The sequence below is a fragment of the Agrobacterium albertimagni AOL15 genome (assembly GCF_000300855.1).
GTDB lineage: Bacteria > Pseudomonadota > Alphaproteobacteria > Rhizobiales > Rhizobiaceae > Allorhizobium > Allorhizobium albertimagni.
In genome coordinates, this window is the sequence record NZ_ALJF01000008.1 from 49,356 (window position 1) to 65,536 (window position 16,181).

Below are 16,181 nucleotides of genomic sequence, written 5' to 3' on the forward strand. Positions count from 1 at the left end.
CGCGGCTGTCGATTGCGGTCAGATCGACACCGGGCTTCGCCCGTCAATCACGACCCGCTTGCGCTGCGAAAGCGGCGGATATCTGAAAACACTGTATTCAGGTTCCTCCTGGATCAGCGTTCCATCCACTTCGACCGCGCTGATCCAGGATAGGCCATATTGGGTGGCAAGATCCCGAACGGCCCTCCAATGCGCCGCTTTAGCGGTGTCTCCGGCTCGGATGGCCGTTCTGATATAGGTGATGCACTCTTCGGACAGTCCCACTGTCAGAGGGTGTCCCCATGCCTCACGCAGCGTACAAAAGTCGCGCCAAACCTCGCCGCTGACAACAAAGATCACGTCGGGGCGATAGTCTTTCATCGTCCCGGCTCGACTGGCAAATGAGGGCGTGTCGCAGCCTCAATGTAAGCGTTCCGCAGCGGCGACCGCGCTTCATCGAACCCCGTAGAGCTACCGGTTAAGTCGCAGAAACCATTCCGGTCAGCTGAGGGACCCATCGGAATTTTGGCTACTTCTTCGGCCGGATCTGGAAGGTGTGTTCCTGACCGGGGAAAACGCGTTCCTTGACCTCAGCGGCATAACCCTCGGCAGCCTTCTCGATCACCTCGGCGAGCTCGCTGTAGTGCTTGACGAAGCGTGGTTTGAACTCGTTGAAGAGGCCCAGCATGTCGTCGGAGACGAGGATCTGGCCGTCGCAGGCCGGCGAAGCGCCGATGCCGATGGTTGCTGCCTTGACGGTGGTGGTGATTTCGCGCGCCAGCGGCTCGACGGTCCCCTCGATGACCATGGCGAAGGCCCCGGCCTCGTCGATCGCCTTGGCGTCGCGGCGGATCTTGTCCTGCTCGGCCTCGCTGTGCCCCTTCGATCGATAGCCGCCGGACGTATTCACCTGCTGCGGCATCAGGCCGATATGGCCGAAGACGGGCACGCCGCGGCTGACGAGAAATGCGACGGTCTCGGCCATTTCGGCGCCGCCCTCGAGCTTCACGCCGTCACAGCCGGTTTCCTTCATCAGGCGGACAGCATTGCGGAAGGCCTGTTCCTTGCTCTCCTGGTAGGCGCCGAAGGGGAGGTCGACGATGACGCAGGCACGGGATACGCCGCGCATGACCGCCTGCCCGTGGGCGACCATCATGTCCATGGTGACGCCGACGGTCGTGTCCATGCCGTAGAGCACCATGCCGAGGCTGTCGCCGACGAGCAGCAGGTCGCAGTGGCGGTCGAGGATCCTTGCGATCGGTGTCGTATAGGCCGTCAGCGAAACGATCGGACGGTTGCCTTTCAATGCCGTGATGTCGGCCGGGGTCAGGCGTTTCTGGCGGGGTGGTGTGCTCATGTCAGGCGGCCTCCATGCCGGTGGCGGCCGCTTGGCCGATGATGCGGTTGTCGAGAAGCTTGGTCTTGCCGAAGCGAACATAGAGAAGAACGAGTGCTGTGGTCGTCACGGTCTCGATGCGCTCCAGCGTGCGCGGATCGCGGATGGCTATGACTTCCGGCTCTGCGAGCGGTTCCGTTTGCAGGAATTCGATGAGTTTTGCTTCCAGGGTCGCGACGTCGCGAATTCCCGTCAGCAGAAGCCTTTCGGCTTCGGCGAGGGTCTTCGGCACGATCACGGCTGCGGCGCGTTCGGCGGGCGAGAGATAGACGTTGCGCGAGGAGCAGGCGAGACCGTCGGCCTCGCGGACGGTTGGAACCGGTACGACGCGCACTGGCTGGGCGAGATCCTCGACCATCTTTTGGATAATGGTGACCTGCTGGTAGTCCTTCTCGCCGAAATAAGCGGCGTCCGGCTGGACGATGTTGAAGAGCTTGGTCACCACGGTCGCGACGCCGGCGAAATGGCCGGGACGAGCTTCGCCTTCAAGCTCGGAACTGAGCTTCGGCAGATCGACAACCGTCTGCATGGGTTCGGGATACATGTCTTCAACGCCGGGCGCGAAGAGATAGTCGACGCCGGCCTCTTCGAGCATGGTGCTGTCGCGGGCGAGGTCGCGCGGATACTTTTCCAGATCCTCGTTCTTGCCGAACTGAAGCGGATTGACGAAGATCGAGACGACCGTCACGTCGTTTTCAGACTTGGCGCGGCCGACAAGGCTCAGATGGCCCTGATGCAGGTAACCCATGGTCGGCACGAAACCGATCGTCTGACCGGCATGGCGGCGGGGCGCGAGCTTCTGTCGCAAAGCGGCGATCGTGGTGACGACTTCCATGACCGGCGTCCTCCCTGTCTTCTCACTGGCTCGGCTCTAGCGCTTGCCGCGAAAAAAGGCAATCGCACGAATCCTTTGCAGAAAATTCCTCAGAAACCGATTCGGCTGCTGTCGATGATCTCGACACCCGCCTCGCGCATGGCTTCGATCGCGTCCTCCACGCCCTTCGCATCGATGCCCCGGCTCCCGTCGGAGATCAGCCGGACCTTGACGCCCGGCAGCATGTCGACCGCATCGAGAGCCGAAAACTTCACGCAATAGTCTGTGGCGAGCCCCATCACATCGAGTTCGGTCACACCCTTTGCCTTCAGCCAGTCGGCGAGACCGGTGAGGGCCGATTTGTCATTGTCGCGAAAGGCGGAATAGCTGTCGACGGCGGGGTTTTCGCCCTTCCGCTGGATAAAGTCGAAGCGTGTCGTGTCGAGATCGGGGTGGAATTCCGCGTCCTTCGTGCCCTGAATGCAATGGTCCGGCCACATGACCTGCGGCTGCCCGGAGAGTTCGCCCATGTCGAAGGGCTTCTTGCCCGGATGCTGGGAGGCGAAGCTGCCGTGGTTTGCCGGGTGCCAGTCCTGCGAGGCGACGACGAGATCATAGGCGCCATGCGCCATCAAACGGTTCGCCACGGGCACGACCGCGTCGCCTTCTGCAACCGGCAGATTGCCACCCGGGCAGAAGCCGTTCTGGATGTCGATGAGTAGCAGAGCCTTGGTCATGATCGCACTCCCATTCTTGTGCGGCGCAAGATGGCAATCGCCAGCCGCGGGATCAAGGCCGAAAGACCTGAATTCAGAGGTTCCGAAACAGGGAACAATCATCTTGTTCCATCGTTCCGTTCAAATCGTCCTCCGACATGACCGCAGGCGGCCATGTCGGCAATTTTCAAAACATCGAATGGATTCGGCATGTTTCTCACCGTTACCGCCGTCGTCTTCGGGATTCTGGGGCTTGTCCTCGGAGCAGGGGGCATTCAGCTCCTGATCCTGGGGGGCAGCTTCTATTTCCTTCTCGCCGGACTTGCGTTTCTTGCGACAGCAGTCCTGCTTTTCCTGAGGCGGGTCGAGGCCCTCTGGGTCTATGGCCTCTTCATTTTGGGAAGTCTTGCCTGGGCCTTGTTTGAAGTCGGACTTGACTGGTGGCAGCTCGGTCCGCGCGGCGGGCTGATCATCGTCCTCGGCCTGTGGCTGATGTTGCCAGCCATTCGCCGAAAACTGGGACCGGCCGATCGACGCGAACGAGCGGCAACTGCCATGCTGCCGATTGCGGCGCCGGTTCTGATTGCCGTGATCGTTGCCGGGATCTCGCTATTCGTCGAAACCTATGATCGCGACGGCGTTCTGCCGACCGATCAGGTAGCGGCAGCACCCGCGCTGGGTGGTGACGTCCCGGACGGTGATTGGCACCAGTATGGACGGACACCCTATGGCCAGCGCTATTCCCCGCTGACCCAGATCAACACGGACAACGTCAAAGACCTTAAGATCGCCTGGACCTATCAGACCGGCGATGTGAAACTGCCGGAGGATGTGACCGAGACGACCTATCAGGTCACGCCGCTCAAGATCGACGACACGCTCTATCTCTGCACGCCGCACAATTGGGCGATTGCCGTGGATGCCGAGACCGGTCAGGAGAAGTGGAAGTTCGATCCGAATGCCGGTCTCGAATCCGATCGCCAGCATCAGACCTGCCGCGGTGTCACCTATTACCGTGATCCGACAGCCGTTGAAGGCACCGTTTGCGCCGAGCGCGTCTATCTGCCGACGTCGGATGCCAGGCTGATTGCCCTCGACGCCGGAACAGGCGCCATTTGCGAGAATTTTGCCGACGGCGGTACGCTCAGGCTCGAGCAGAACATGCCCTACAATCCGGCCGGCTATTACTATTCGACCTCGCCGCCGGTCATCGCTGCCGGCAAAATCATTATCGGCGGCGCCGTCAACGACAACTACTCGATCCAGTCGCCGTCCGGCGTCATCCGGGCCTTCGATGTGAACACCGGTGAACTGGTCTGGAACTGGGACAGCGGTAACCCGACGGAAACGGCGCCGATCGGCTCCGACGAGACCTACATGCCCAATTCGCCCAACAGCTGGTCGATCTTCTCGGTCGATGAGGAACTCGGCCTCGTCTATATCCCGCTTGGTAATCAGGTGCCCGACCAGCTCGGCATGGGGCGCAGCGAGAGTGTGGAGAAATACTCCTCTTCGATCGTCGCGCTCGACGTCAATACCGGACAGGATCGCTGGGTCATGCAGACGGTGCACCATGATCTGTGGGACATGGACGTCCCGGCACAGCCCGTGCTGATGGATCTGACGAATGCCGAGGGTGTCGTGACGCCCGCGCTGATCGGGCCGACCAAGCAGGGTGACATCTATGTGCTGGACCGCCGGACGGGTGAGCCGATCATTCCGGTGCGCGAGCTCCCGGCACCCGGTGGTGCGATCCCGGAAGATTTCACCGCGCCGACCCAGCCGATCTCGGATCTGACCTTCCGTCCGCCGACCATGACCGAGAGCAATATGTGGGGCCTGACCATCATCGACCAGATGATGTGCCGTATTCAGTTTCATCAGCTGAAATACGAGGGCCAGTACACGCCGCCCTCGCTGGAAGGCACACTCGTCTATCCCGGCAATTTTGGCACCTTCAACTGGGGTTCGGTCGCCGTCGATCCGGAGCGACAGGTGATGTTCGGCATGCCGACCTATCTGGCCTTCACCTCGAAGCTTGTGCCGCGTTCCGAGATTCCGCCGAAGGAAGAGGGCGAAACCGGCTCGGAGCAGGGGCTCAACCGCAACGAGGGTGCACCCTACGGGATCATCATGGGGCCGTTCCTGTCGCCGCTTGGCATTCCCTGCCAGGCGCCGCCATGGGGCACGATTGCCGGCGTCGATTTGCGTTCGGGTGAGATCGCCTATCAGAAGCGCAATGGCACCGTTTACGACATGACGCCGCTACCGCTGCCCTTCAAGGTGGGTGTGCCCGGTATCGGTGGTCCGATGATCACCAAGGGCGGCGTGGTCTTCCTCGGCGCAGCGGTCGACAACTATCTGCGGGCCTACGATCTGACCAACGGCGAGCAGCTTTGGGAAAGCCGTTTGCCAGCCGGTGGCCAGGCGACGCCGATGACCTATGCGCTCGACAACGGCAAGCAGTATGTCGTGATGGTCGCTGGCGGTCATGGCTCCGTGGGCACGGATCCGGGCGACTACGTCATCGCCTACACGCTGCCTGATTGAGGTAGCTCTTTCGACTTGAACCCGCCCGCGGCCGTGGGCGGGTTCACATTCGGCACACTTCAGCGTGTCCGGCCTTGCTGCGAAACGGAACGTTAACCATGTGATTCTACACACATGCCGTAACGTGAGGATGTTTCGCATGAGTAGCCAAGCCATGAACGGCCAGTCCAACCCGACGACCATCGCCTTCTTTCCGCTCGCGAGCCGCCGGGACCTGGTGCGCCGTTCCGCGATCGAACTCGACCGCCTGAATGGCTATGCCGCGACGGATTTCTGGAAGACGACATGCCGCCGGCTCGGTAACGAACTTCTCGAACTCGGTTGCCCCGAGGACGAGATGCGGGCCGAAATCATGGATTTCCAGGCGGCCGTCCAGGTCGAACTGATGTGGCTGCATCGCGAGGAAGCCGCCCAGGGCTGAGCCCTTTGGCGTCACGCGCGATAGTTCCTGTTGGCAACGCTGCCCGGTGCTTGTCCCCCGTCTCACCTCTCCGGTAAGACGGCGCCAGCATCACTCCAGTTCGAGCAGCGCAGCCTTGGCCAAACTCCACTACATCTACGCCACCATGAATGCCGGTAAGTCGACGCTTCTTTTGCAGGCGGCGTATAATTACCAAGAGCGCGGAATGCGGGTGGCGATGCTGATCAGCTCACTCGACAACCGTGCCGGCAAGGGCTTCATCGGCTCGCGGATCGGCCTGCGAGCCGAGGCGTCGGCCTTCGGCTCCGAGGCTGATCTCTTCACGGCCATCCAAGCGGATCATAAGACCTCGCCTCTGTCCTGCGTCTTCGTCGACGAAGCGCAGTTCCTCACCACAGAGCAGGTCTGGCAGCTGGCGCGTGTCGTCGATTCCCTCGACATCCCTGTGATGACTTACGGATTGCGGACTGATTTCCGCGGCGAACTCTTCCCCGGCTCGAAAGCGCTGCTCGCGATTGCCGACGAGCTCACCGAGGCCCGTTCCATCTGCCATTGCGGCCGCAAGGCGACCATGGTCGTTCGCGTCGGCGAAGACGGCAAGGCGCAGCGGGACGGCGCCCAGGTGCTGATTGGCGGAAACGAGACCTATACTTCGCTCTGCCGCCGCCATTGGCAACTGGCCTTCGCCGCGGAAGAAGTGACCGCCAGCAAGTGAGCGTTTGAAGTGTCAGCCGTTCCGGTTGACCAGCGTCTGCCAGAGCAGCAGTCCGCCGCGCGCGAGAACCCGGCTTACCTCCAAATAGGCACGGTAAGGTAGTACCGTGATATACCGCCAGCGAGGCAGCTTGTGCGCATTGATGTTGCCCTGGATCTGCGATTCGAAATCGGAATCCTGGCTCGCGACCAATGGCCAGACGAAGGCGCCCTTTAGTCCGGACAGATATTCGAGATCGAAGGCTATGTCGTAGGCGAGGCGCATGGGCACGAGGCGTTCAGTGATCCAGCGGGCGGCTTTTCGATTGATCATATAGGCCCCGGAGCCTTTCTCGCGGGTCAGAGCGATCGAGAGCGAGCGACCGTTTTTCAGTCTGCGAAAGGGGAATTTCCTGCCACTGCTGACCGTTGTGAGGCGCAGGATATCCCAGGCATCGGCGTTTTTCGCTGCCGCGTCGATCGTTTCGAGAAAGTCCGGCTCGAAAGTCACATCGTCTTCGAGAATGAGACAGAGATCGGCGTCTGAGGCGAGGAAGCGCCGCGTGCAGTCCACATGACTCAGATAGCAGCCGACCTCGCCGTGTTTCAGGCGGCGGCCATGCAGCAGTTTGTAGGAGAGTTCGGAGAATTCCGGGATCGGGAAGTTGAGGTTTCGGCCGATCACCGCTGGGACACGCTCGGCGACGATGCCGGCGGCGGCCGTCTCGCGGTTCATCACCTCCATGCGGTCTTCCGCGCCGTCCATGTTGATCAGGTAGACGGCGAGGTTCAGGCGGCTTTCCGGCAAGACTTGCAAGGCGGTCTCCATCGACACGTGCGGGCGCCCAGCCTTCTGCGCAATCCTCACGAAAGCGTCAATAGCCTCGTGTTTCAGGCTTTCTCGACGAACCCGTCAAGCACGCGCTTCTGGCCCGCCCGGTCGAAGTCGATCGTCAGCTTGTTGCCCTCGATTGCCGAGACATTGCCGTTGCCGAACTTCATGTGGAAGACGCGGTCGCCTACGGAAAAGCGTGACGGTTCCGATGTCGTCGACTTGGCGACAAGTTCGCCGTCGATCGTCTTCGCCCTCGGGCCGCTTTCGCCATAACCGATCCGCTCCACAGCATGACCGGAGCGGTTGCCCCAATTGTCGCGGGTGGCATCGGTCTTGTTGGCCTGGGCGCGCTTCCAGCCGGGTGTCGAATAGCTGTTCTGGAAAGGCTCCTGCTTGTCGAAGCGGGACTGGCCATAGGGGTTGCGACCATAGCCGCCATAGGAGGTCTCGGCTTCGGCGACCTCGACATGGGCGGGCGGTAGCTCTTCGAGGAAGCGCGAGGGCAGGGTGGATTGCCAGAGGCCGTGAATGCGACGGTTCGAGACGAACCAGATGTGACAGCGACGCTTGGCGCGGGTGATGCCGACATAGGCGAGGCGGCGCTCTTCTTCGAGACCGGAGCGTCCGCCTTCATCGAGCGCGCGCTGGTGGGGGAAGAGGCCTTCTTCCCAGCCCGGCAGGAAGACGGTCTCGAATTCGAGGCCCTTCGCCGAATGCAGCGTCATAATCGAGACGGCATCGAGGTTCTCGTTGGTCTCGGCATCCATCACCAGCGAGACGTGTTCGAGGAAGCCGCGCAGACTCTCGAAGGCTTCCATCGAACGGATGAGTTCCTTCAGGTTTTCCAGGCGCCCCGGCGCTTCTGCCGACTTGTCGTTCTGCCACATGGCCGTATAGCCGCTCTCATCGAGGATCTGCTCGGCGAGTTCGGTATGCGGCGTCGTTTCGAGCAGCGACTGCCAGCGGCGGAAATCGGTGACGACGTCGAAGAGCGCCTTGCGGGCCTTGGGCTTCAACTCGTCGGTTTCGATGATGTCTGCCGCAGCCGCCAGCATCGGGATGTCGCGGGCACGGGCATAATCGTGCAGATTGCGGATCGTCGTGTCGCCGAGGCCGCGCTTCGGCGTGTTGACGATGCGCTCGAATGCGAGGTCGTCGGCCGGCTGGCAGACCATCCGGAAGTAGGCCATGGCGTCGCGGATCTCGAGGCGCTCATAGAAACGCGGGCCGCCGATGACGCGGTAGTTGAGGCCGAGCGTTACGAAGCGGTCTTCGAATTCGCGCATCTGGAAGGATGCGCGGACCAGGATCGCCATGTTGTTCAGCGGGTGCTGATTACGCTGGAGCTGTTCGATTTCCTCGCCGACAGCCCGGGCTTCCTCTTCCGAATCCCAGGCCGCATGAACGACGACCTTGTCGTCGTTCGGATCGACGCGGTCGGTGAAAAGCGTCTTGCCGAGGCGGCCCTCATTATGCGCGATCAGAAAGCCGGCGGCACCGAGGATATGCTCGGTCGAACGATAATTGCGCTCAAGCTTGATGACCTTGGCGCCGGGGAAATCCTTTTCGAAGCGCAGGATGTTATCCACTTCGGCGCCGCGCCAGCCATAGATCGACTGGTCGTCATCACCGACGCAGCAGACATTCTGCGGCACGCCCGGCGGACGCTGGGCAAGGAGGCGCAGCCACATGTATTGGGCGGTGTTGGTGTCCTGATACTCGTCGACGAGCACATATTTGAAGCGCTGATGGTACTCCTTCAGCACGTCCGGGTTCGCTTTGAACATCCGGATCGGATGCAGGAGCAAGTCGCCGAAATCGCAGGCGTTCAGCGTCTTCAGGCGGTTCTGGTAGGCGATGTAGAGCTCACGACCCTTGCCGTTGGCGAAGGCACGGGCGTCACCTTCGGGGATCTGGGCCGGGTCGAGGCCCTTGTTCTTCCAGCCGTCGATCATCTGGGCGAACTGCTTGGCTGGCCAGCGCTTGTCGTCCAAACCTTCGGCCTGGATGATCTGCTTGATCAGTCGCACCACATCATCGGTGTCGAGGATGGTGAAGTCGGAGCGGAGGCCGACCAGTTCGGCATGGCGTCTGAGAAGCTTAACGCCGATCGAGTGGAAGGTGCCGAGCCAGGGCATGCCTTCGACGGCACCGCCAACGAGGTGGCCGATGCGTTCCTTCATCTCGCGGGCAGCCTTGTTGGTAAAGGTCACGGCAAGGATCTGGCTCGGAAAGGCCTTGCCCGTGGCCAGGATATGGGCAATGCGTGTGGTGAGCACGCGGGTCTTGCCGGTGCCGGCGCCGGCGAGCACCAGAACAGGGCCATCGACGGTTTCGACCGCTTCGCGCTGTTCCGGGTTCAGGCCGGAGAGATAATCCGGCGCTCTCGCTTGGTCGCGGGCTGCCATGGCGCGGGCGGCAATGCCCAAACCACCGCCGGCAGGGGCGCCTGTCCCAGATGCAGGAACAGGGGCAGGGGACGCGGCAGGCTTGCGCGGTGCGGGTTCTTCGTCGAAGAAGGGAATGTCGTCGAAACCGTTACTCATGCGGCCCAATGTAGTGATTCGGGTCGGAAAGGCCAGTGACGGCGTTCTGGTTTTATTCCTTCCGCCTTGTTGCGCACGGAATTCGGGAGGCTTCGGCCGCCGGTTATGTTAGGCTCTCCGAAGAACGGCTTTGACCGGCATGCAATAGGTGCGGGATCACGGCGGCGTGAAAAGACGCGAGATTACAAATCAGTAAGCTTGACGTTCTGGCATTGCCACCGCGGGTTTGCGCCCGATACTTAACCGACATCATCCAGTTCGACATTTCGGAGCCTTGCATGCCGCTTTGGAAGCAACTCGCCATCAGTATTGCCCTCTTGTTCATCGGCCTCTGTTCGTGGGTCTATTTTTCGCCCGGTGCCGGCCAGGCGCTCGTCTCCATGGGCGTGCCACAGTCTGTCGTCGGCCTGGTCGCTGCGACCCCGGAAGCCGAGGGGCATGACGGTCAGCGGGCGCAGGCAGGTGGGCAAGGTGGAGCCCAGGGACAAGGTCAGGGCCAAGGCAATCGGCGCGGCGGCGGCAACCAGCCCATTCTTGTCGCAACCGAGGCTGTCGCGATCGGTGTGGTCAATGACCGGCTGAGCGCCATCGGCGACGGTGAGGCTGTCGAGGCCGTCACGGTCATGCCCCAGACGTCGGGCATGCTCGACGAGATCCTCGTTTCTTCCGGCCAGAAGGTCAGCAAGGGCGACATTATCGCCCGGCTCGATCGCGAGGAGCAGGTCATCCTGCGCGATCAGGCTGCCGTCGCGCTTCGCAGTGCGAAAGAGAAGGCCGAATCATACCGTAATCTCCAGAGCTTTTCACGCCTCGACGTGCTCGACGCGCAGATCGCGGAGGAGCAGGCGCAGCTGCAGCTCACCACCGCCGAGCTCAATCTGAAGCGCCGCGACATCGTCGCACCCATCGACGGTATCATCGGTATCGTCGGCGTGAGCGTCGGCGACAATGTCACCAATTCGACCCCCATCGTTTCGCTCGACAACCGCAGCCAGCTGCTCGTCGATTTCTGGGCGCCCGAGCGTTTTGCGGCAGCCGTGACACCCGGCATGCCGGTCGAGGCCCGGTCTGTTTCCCGTCCGGGGCAGGTTTTCCAGGGCAGCATCGAGGCGGTGGACAGCCGCGTCGATCAGGCCAGCCGGACGATCCGCATCCGCGCGAAGATCGACAACCCGGACGACGTGCTGCGCGCCGGCATGTCCTTCAACGTCGTGATGCGCTTCCCCGGCGATCAATATGCAGCGGTCAATCCGCTTGCCGTCCAGTGGGATGGCGAAGGCTCCTTCGTCTGGCAGATCGTTGATAACAAATCCGTGAAGACGCGGGTGACCATTGTGCAGCGCAACTCGGATCAGATCCTGGTGGACGCGTCGCTCAAGGAAGGCGACGTGGTTGCCGTAGAAGGTCTGCAGCGGGTGCGAGAAGGCGGGACGGTTGAAATTGCCGGCGCGCCGCAGGAAGATCCCGAGGAGGTCGCCGCGCGATGAGCTCTACAGAGAACGGTTCCGAACAGTCCGGACGTAGCTTCACTGCGCTTTTCGTTCGTCGCCCGGTGCTGGCCGCCGTGCTCAACACGCTCCTGGTCGTTGCGGGCCTTGCCGCGCTTGCCGGCATTGAAATCCGCGAACTGCCCGATGTCGACCAGCCGGTCATCACCGTCAGCACGAATTATGATGGTGCGTCTGCGCAGACCATGGACCAGGAAGTCACCCGAACCATCGAGGGTGCTGTCGCCCGGGTGAGCGGGCTGAAATCCATGTCGTCTCGATCTTCGTTTGGTCAAAGCCGCACGACGCTTGAGTTCAGCGACAATGTCGACCTTGCTGTCGCCGCGAATGACGTACGCGATGCCCTCGGTCGGATACGCAACCAGCTTCCCGACGATGTCGATGAACCGCGCATCGTCAAGGCGGATGCGGACTCGCAGCCGATCATGCGTCTCGGCGTGACATCCAGCACGCTTTCCATGGAAGACCTGACGCTTCTGGTCGAGAACGAGATCTCCGACCGTCTGGCCGCCGTGGATGGCGTGGCCGACGTCCAGATCTATGGCGATCAGGAGAAGGTCTTCCGCGTCGACGTCAACCAGGCGGCACTCGCCAGCCGTGGCTTGAGCGTCGCCGATCTTGCTTCCAGTCTGCAGAATGCTTCGCTCGACGTGCCGGCAGGTTCGCTCGAATCGCAGACGCAGGACATCGTCGTCCGTGCCACCGCAAACCTCACCACGGTCGAGGACTTCGAAAACGTCCTGATTGGCGAACGCGTCCGCCTGCGCGACGTGGCCACCGTGACGCTCGGCCCCGATGACGGCTCGACATCGCTGCGCTCCAACGGGGTGCCTGGCGTCGGCCTTGGTGTCATCCGCCAGGCACAGTCCAATACGCTCAACATTTCGGCCGGCGTTCATGCAGCCGTCGAGGGGATGCAGGACGCTCTGCCCGAGGGTACACGTGTGATCGTCACCAGTGACGATGCGGTGTTCATCCAGGGCGCCTTGCACGAGGTCGAAATCGCGCTCGGCCTGTCTGCGGCAATCGTGCTGGTCGTCCTGTTCCTTTTCCTGCGCGACTGGCGGGCGACGCTGATCCCGGCGCTGACGATGCCCGTTGCCTTGATCGGCACCTTGGCTGCGATCTATATGGTCGGGTTCTCGATCAACATCCTCACGCTGCTCGCGATCGTTCTTGCCACGGGCCTCGTCGTCGATGACGCGATCGTCGTGCTTGAGAACATCGTGCGCCGTCGTGGAGAGGGCTTGGGCCCCCGTGCCGCGGCCGTGCTCGGTGCGCAAGAGGTGTTCTTTGCCGTTCTCGCAACGACGGCGACCCTTGCCGCCGTCTTCGTCCCGCTGTCCTTCCTGCCCGGACAGCTCGGTGGCCTTTTCCGCGAATTCGGCTTTGTGCTGGCCTTTGCAGTGCTTCTGTCGTCCATCACGGCGCTGACGCTCTGCCCGATGATGGCCTCGCGCATGTTGTCGCGCGAGCAAGAGAAGGATCACGGCGTGCTCGGTGCCGTGGGTCGTCGCTTCGCGAACTTCTACGCGCGGACGCTGCGGGGCTGCCTCGGCAATCCGCTGATCGTCATCATCGTCGCCGTCGTATTCTCGGGCGCCGCCTATCTGACCTTTACCGCCATTCGCAGCGAGATCACGCCACGCGAGGATCGCTCGATGGTCATGATGCGGTTGACGACGCCGCAGGGATCGAGCCTTGCCTATACGCGTGACCAACTCCAGCGGGTCGAGGAATATCTGCAGCCGCTGCGTGACAGCGGTGAAATCCAGAACATTTTCTCGATTTCCGGACAGGGCTCGTCCAACAGCGCCTTCATGGTGATGACGCTCGCCCCCTGGTCGGAACGCAGCCGCACACAGGACCAGATCGCCCAGGACATCAATGCGGCGACAGCCAAAGTGCCGGCCTTGCGCGGTAACGTCTTCCAGTCCAACAGCCTGAGGATCCGCGGTGCGGGCAGCGGACTGCAGATGGCCATGGTCGGATCCAGCCATGAGAACCTGACGGAAGCTGTGCTATTGGTGGTCGAGCAGATGCGCGACCGACCGGAATTCCAGACGCCGCGGATCGACAATGAGCCGACGCAGGCGCAGATCTCGGTCACCATCAATCGTGAACGGGCGTCGGACCTCGGCATCGATATCGGTGCGATCGGAACCTCGTTGCAGGCGCTCCTCGAAGGGCGATCGGTCACCGATGTTTTCGTCGACGGCAATTCGATCCCGGTGCGGCTGGTTTCCAGCACGCAGCCGATCAATGACCCGACGGACCTTGAAAACATCTTCCTGACCACATCGGATGGACGGGTGGTTCCGATGTCGACCATCGCCTCGCTGCAGGAGACGGCGGTCTCGCCCACGCTCAATCGGGAACAGCAACTCGCATCGGTATCATTCTCGGCAGGGCTCGCCGATGGCGTGGCGCTCGGGGATGCGGTCGAAGTTGCGACGCAGTTGGCACAGCCACTTCTGCCGCCGGGTTCGCGCCTGATTCCGCTGGCCGAAGCGGCGACGCTGGAAGAGAACAGCTATGGCATGGCGCTGACCTTCGGCTTCGCGGTTGCGATCATCTTCCTGGTGCTTGCCGCACAGTTCGAAAGCGTGGTCTCCTCGCTGATCATCATGGCGACGGTGCCGCTCGGCCTTGCCTGTGCCGTCTTCGCGCTTGTCGTCACCGGCTCGACGCTCAACATCTACAGTCAGATCGGCCTCGTTCTGCTTGTCGGTGTCATGGCGAAGAACGGCATTCTGATCGTCGAATTTGCCAACCAGTTGCGTGATCGCGGGCTTTCCGTTCGCGAGGCGATCGAAACGGCCTGCGCCATCCGTCTTCGCCCGGTGATGATGACGATGATCGCGACCGTGCTCGGCGGCGTGCCGTTGGTGCTGGCGCAGGGCGCCGGTGCTGAAGCGCGCATCGCGCTCGGCTGGGTCATCGTTGGCGGTCTCGGTTTTGCAACGCTCGTGACGCTTTACATCACGCCGGTCGCCTATCTCCTGCTTGCCCGCTTCTCCAAGCCGCATGCCCAGGAAGAAGCGCGCCTGAAGACGGAACTCGAGGATGCCACGCTGAAGATCGCCAATGATCGCGGCGCGCCGCCGAGGGTTGCGGCCGAGTAAGACGAAGAGCTCGCCTCTGCGGCTGTCTGACGACTGGACAATCTCCGAGCCCTATCCCATAGCAGGGACGCACCATTTCCCCGGTGCGTCCCACGGCTATTATTCGGGAGGTCGCGGATGGCCCGCAAGGATGTGATCGACGGCATACGCAACGAAGAAGGCATCGCGCTGGCCTTGCCGCTTCTCAAACAGCGTTTCGGAGAGCGCTTCCAGACGGGGCAGTCGTTTCGCGACCAACATAGCCACACCACGACCTATCTGCCCTCGCAGCGCCCGGACGGGGTCGTCTTCGCCGAGAGCAGCGAAGACGTTCGGGAAGTCGTGCGGATCTGCGCGCCGCATCGCGTGCCCGTCGTGCCTTTCGGCACAGGCTCCTCACTGGAGGGGCAGGTGAACGCACCTTGCGGCGGCATATCGATCGATTTCAGCCGGATGAACCGGATCCTCTCGGTCAATGCCGAGGACCTCGACTGCACGGTCGAGCCGGGCGTGACGCGCGAGGATCTCAACACCTATTTGCGCGACACCGGTCTCTTCTTTCCGATTGATCCGGGCGCGAATGCGTCGCTCGGCGGCATGACCGCGACGCGCGCTTCCGGTACCAATGCAGTGCGGTATGGCACGATGAAGGACAATGTGCTGGCGCTGACGGTGGTGACGGCCGATGGCGAGGAGATCCGCACTGCGCAAAGGGCCCGCAAGTCCTCGGCCGGCTATGATCTGACGCGGCTCTTCGTCGGCTCGGAAGGGACACTCGGGGTCATCACCTCGATCACGCTGAGGCTGCAAGGCATTCCGGCCAAGATCAGTGGCGGTGTTGTGGCTTTCCCGACGCTGGAAGACGCCTGCAATGCGGTCATCATGACGATCCAGATGGGGATCCCGGTGGCGCGCATCGAACTGCTGGACGAGATGCAGATCCGCGCCTGCAACGCCTATTCCAAGCTCTCCTATGCCGAGCGCCCGACGCTGTTCGTCGAGTTCCATGGGACGGAAGAGACGGTGGCGCTTCAGGCCGAACAGTTCGGCGAGATCGCAGCCGAGTTCGGCGGTGGAGAATTTGCCTATACCGCCAATGCGGAAGAGCGAAACCAGCTTTGGAAGGCGCGCCACAATGCCTATTGGGCAAGCCGTGCGCTGGCACCGGAGCTTGCGGCCCTGTCGACGGATGTCTGCGTGCCGATTTCGCGTCTCGCCGAATGCGTGGCAGCGACGCAGGCTGATATTCGCGAACAGGGTTTTCTGGCGCCGATTGTCGGCCATGCCGGTGACGGCAATTTTCATGTTCTGCTGCTGTTCAACGACAAGGACGCCGCTGATGTCGAGAAGGCTGAAGCCTTCCTGGAGCGGCTGAACGGGCGGGCTCTTGCCATGGAAGGCACCTGCACCGGAGAGCATGGTATCGGACAGGGCAAGATCAGCTATCTCGAGCAGGAATTGGGATCGGCACTGCCAACTATGCGGGCCATTAAGGCTGGGCTCGATCCAGACAATATTTTCAATCCCGGCAAGATCTTTCGGCTGTGACTGCAAGAGCTTGCGGGTTGCCCCTGCGGTGAATTGCGTTACCTTCGGGCCGTAATCAAGGGAGTGGCATT

The 16,181-nt window shown here is 62.0% G+C and carries 12 protein-coding genes; 6 read left to right on the plus strand and 6 right to left on the minus strand.

The genetic code is table 11. The features are described 5' to 3' along the window. Positions 1-18 precede the first annotated feature (18 nt). The 4 genes from QWE_RS09880 to pncA all read right to left on the minus strand — a co-directional run bounded on the left by QWE_RS09880 (position 19) and on the right by pncA (position 2,926). On the minus strand, positions 19-360 hold the full coding sequence (locus QWE_RS09880) for a hypothetical protein (protein WP_006725970.1): 342 nt from the start codon (positions 358-360) through the stop codon (positions 19-21). Between the two features lie 148 nt (positions 361-508). Continuing rightward, a complete protein-coding gene (gene panB / locus QWE_RS09885; RefSeq protein WP_006725971.1) occupies positions 509-1,336 on the minus strand; it encodes a 3-methyl-2-oxobutanoate hydroxymethyltransferase in 828 nt (275 codons plus the stop codon). 1 nt (position 1,337) lies between these two features. Further along, entirely contained in the window at positions 1,338-2,210 is an 873-nt protein-coding gene (gene panC / locus QWE_RS09890; RefSeq protein WP_006725972.1) for a pantoate--beta-alanine ligase, read from the minus strand. Between the two features lie 89 nt (positions 2,211-2,299). Continuing rightward, complete coding sequence (pncA, locus tag QWE_RS09895; RefSeq protein WP_040299971.1) at positions 2,300-2,926, minus strand: bifunctional nicotinamidase/pyrazinamidase; 627 nt, start codon at positions 2,924-2,926, stop codon at positions 2,300-2,302. Positions 2,927-3,115: 189 nt separating this feature from the next. Between pncA and QWE_RS09900 the strand changes: the two genes are divergently transcribed. The 3 genes from QWE_RS09900 (at position 3,116) to QWE_RS09910 (ending at position 6,591) form a co-directional block, all read left to right on the plus strand. Then, positions 3,116-5,455 carry a glucose/quinate/shikimate family membrane-bound PQQ-dependent dehydrogenase gene (locus QWE_RS09900; protein ID WP_006725974.1) on the plus strand — a complete coding sequence of 780 codons (2,340 nt, stop codon included), beginning with the start codon at positions 3,116-3,118 and terminating at the stop codon, positions 5,453-5,455. Between the two features lie 139 nt (positions 5,456-5,594). Further along, positions 5,595-5,876 (plus strand): DUF6074 family protein, encoded by a 282-nt coding sequence (locus tag QWE_RS09905; RefSeq protein WP_006725975.1) that lies wholly within the window; start codon positions 5,595-5,597, stop codon positions 5,874-5,876. 115 nt (positions 5,877-5,991) lie between these two features. Then, complete coding sequence (locus QWE_RS09910; protein ID WP_006725976.1) at positions 5,992-6,591, plus strand: thymidine kinase; 600 nt, start codon at positions 5,992-5,994, stop codon at positions 6,589-6,591. Between the two features lie 12 nt (positions 6,592-6,603). Here QWE_RS09910 and QWE_RS09915 read toward each other — a convergent pair whose 3' ends face one another. Together QWE_RS09915 and QWE_RS09920 are read right to left on the minus strand one after the other, a co-directional pair. After that, a complete protein-coding gene (locus tag QWE_RS09915) occupies positions 6,604-7,386 on the minus strand; it encodes a glycosyltransferase family 25 protein (protein ID WP_040299973.1) in 783 nt (260 codons plus the stop codon). A gap of 74 nt (positions 7,387-7,460) precedes the next feature. After that, positions 7,461-9,950 carry an ATP-dependent helicase gene (locus QWE_RS09920; RefSeq protein WP_006725978.1) on the minus strand — a complete coding sequence of 830 codons (2,490 nt, stop codon included), beginning with the start codon at positions 9,948-9,950 and terminating at the stop codon, positions 7,461-7,463. 278 nt (positions 9,951-10,228) lie between these two features. Between QWE_RS09920 and QWE_RS09925 the strand changes: the two genes are divergently transcribed. The 3 genes from QWE_RS09925 (at position 10,229) to QWE_RS09935 (ending at position 16,110) form a co-directional block, all read left to right on the plus strand. Further along, the gene (locus tag QWE_RS09925) at positions 10,229-11,437 is read left to right on the plus strand and encodes an efflux RND transporter periplasmic adaptor subunit (RefSeq protein ID WP_006725979.1); all 1,209 of its coding nucleotides are present in this window, start codon (positions 10,229-10,231) and stop codon (positions 11,435-11,437) included. Further along, on the plus strand, positions 11,434-14,583 hold the full coding sequence (locus QWE_RS09930) for an efflux RND transporter permease subunit (protein WP_006725980.1): 3,150 nt from the start codon (positions 11,434-11,436) through the stop codon (positions 14,581-14,583). The genes QWE_RS09925 and QWE_RS09930 overlap by 4 nt, the downstream gene beginning before the upstream one ends. A gap of 117 nt (positions 14,584-14,700) precedes the next feature. Then, the gene (locus tag QWE_RS09935; RefSeq protein ID WP_006725981.1) at positions 14,701-16,110 is read left to right on the plus strand and encodes an FAD-binding oxidoreductase; all 1,410 of its coding nucleotides are present in this window, start codon (positions 14,701-14,703) and stop codon (positions 16,108-16,110) included. Positions 16,111-16,181 lie beyond the last annotated feature (71 nt).

What these genes read in the sequence shown, in the direction of transcription:
- QWE_RS09920 (WP_006725978.1), bottom strand. Translation starts at nt 9,950, where the DNA reads ATGAGTAACGGTTTCGACGACATTCCCTTCTTCGACGAAGAACCCGCA.
- QWE_RS09925 (WP_006725979.1), top strand. Translation starts at nt 10,229, where the DNA reads ATGCCGCTTTGGAAGCAACTCGCCATCAGTATTGCCCTCTTGTTCATC.
- panC (WP_006725972.1), bottom strand. Translation starts at nt 2,210, where the DNA reads ATGGAAGTCGTCACCACGATCGCCGCTTTGCGACAGAAGCTCGCGCCC.
- QWE_RS09905 (WP_006725975.1), top strand. Translation starts at nt 5,595, where the DNA reads ATGAGTAGCCAAGCCATGAACGGCCAGTCCAACCCGACGACCATCGCC.
- pncA (WP_040299971.1), bottom strand. Translation starts at nt 2,926, where the DNA reads ATGACCAAGGCTCTGCTACTCATCGACATCCAGAACGGCTTCTGCCCG.
- QWE_RS09935 (WP_006725981.1), top strand. Translation starts at nt 14,701, where the DNA reads ATGGCCCGCAAGGATGTGATCGACGGCATACGCAACGAAGAAGGCATC.
- panB (WP_006725971.1), bottom strand. Translation starts at nt 1,336, where the DNA reads ATGAGCACACCACCCCGCCAGAAACGCCTGACCCCGGCCGACATCACG.
- QWE_RS09880 (WP_006725970.1), bottom strand. Translation starts at nt 360, where the DNA reads ATGAAAGACTATCGCCCCGACGTGATCTTTGTTGTCAGCGGCGAGGTT.
- QWE_RS09930 (WP_006725980.1), top strand. Translation starts at nt 11,434, where the DNA reads ATGAGCTCTACAGAGAACGGTTCCGAACAGTCCGGACGTAGCTTCACT.
- QWE_RS09900 (WP_006725974.1), top strand. Translation starts at nt 3,116, where the DNA reads ATGTTTCTCACCGTTACCGCCGTCGTCTTCGGGATTCTGGGGCTTGTC.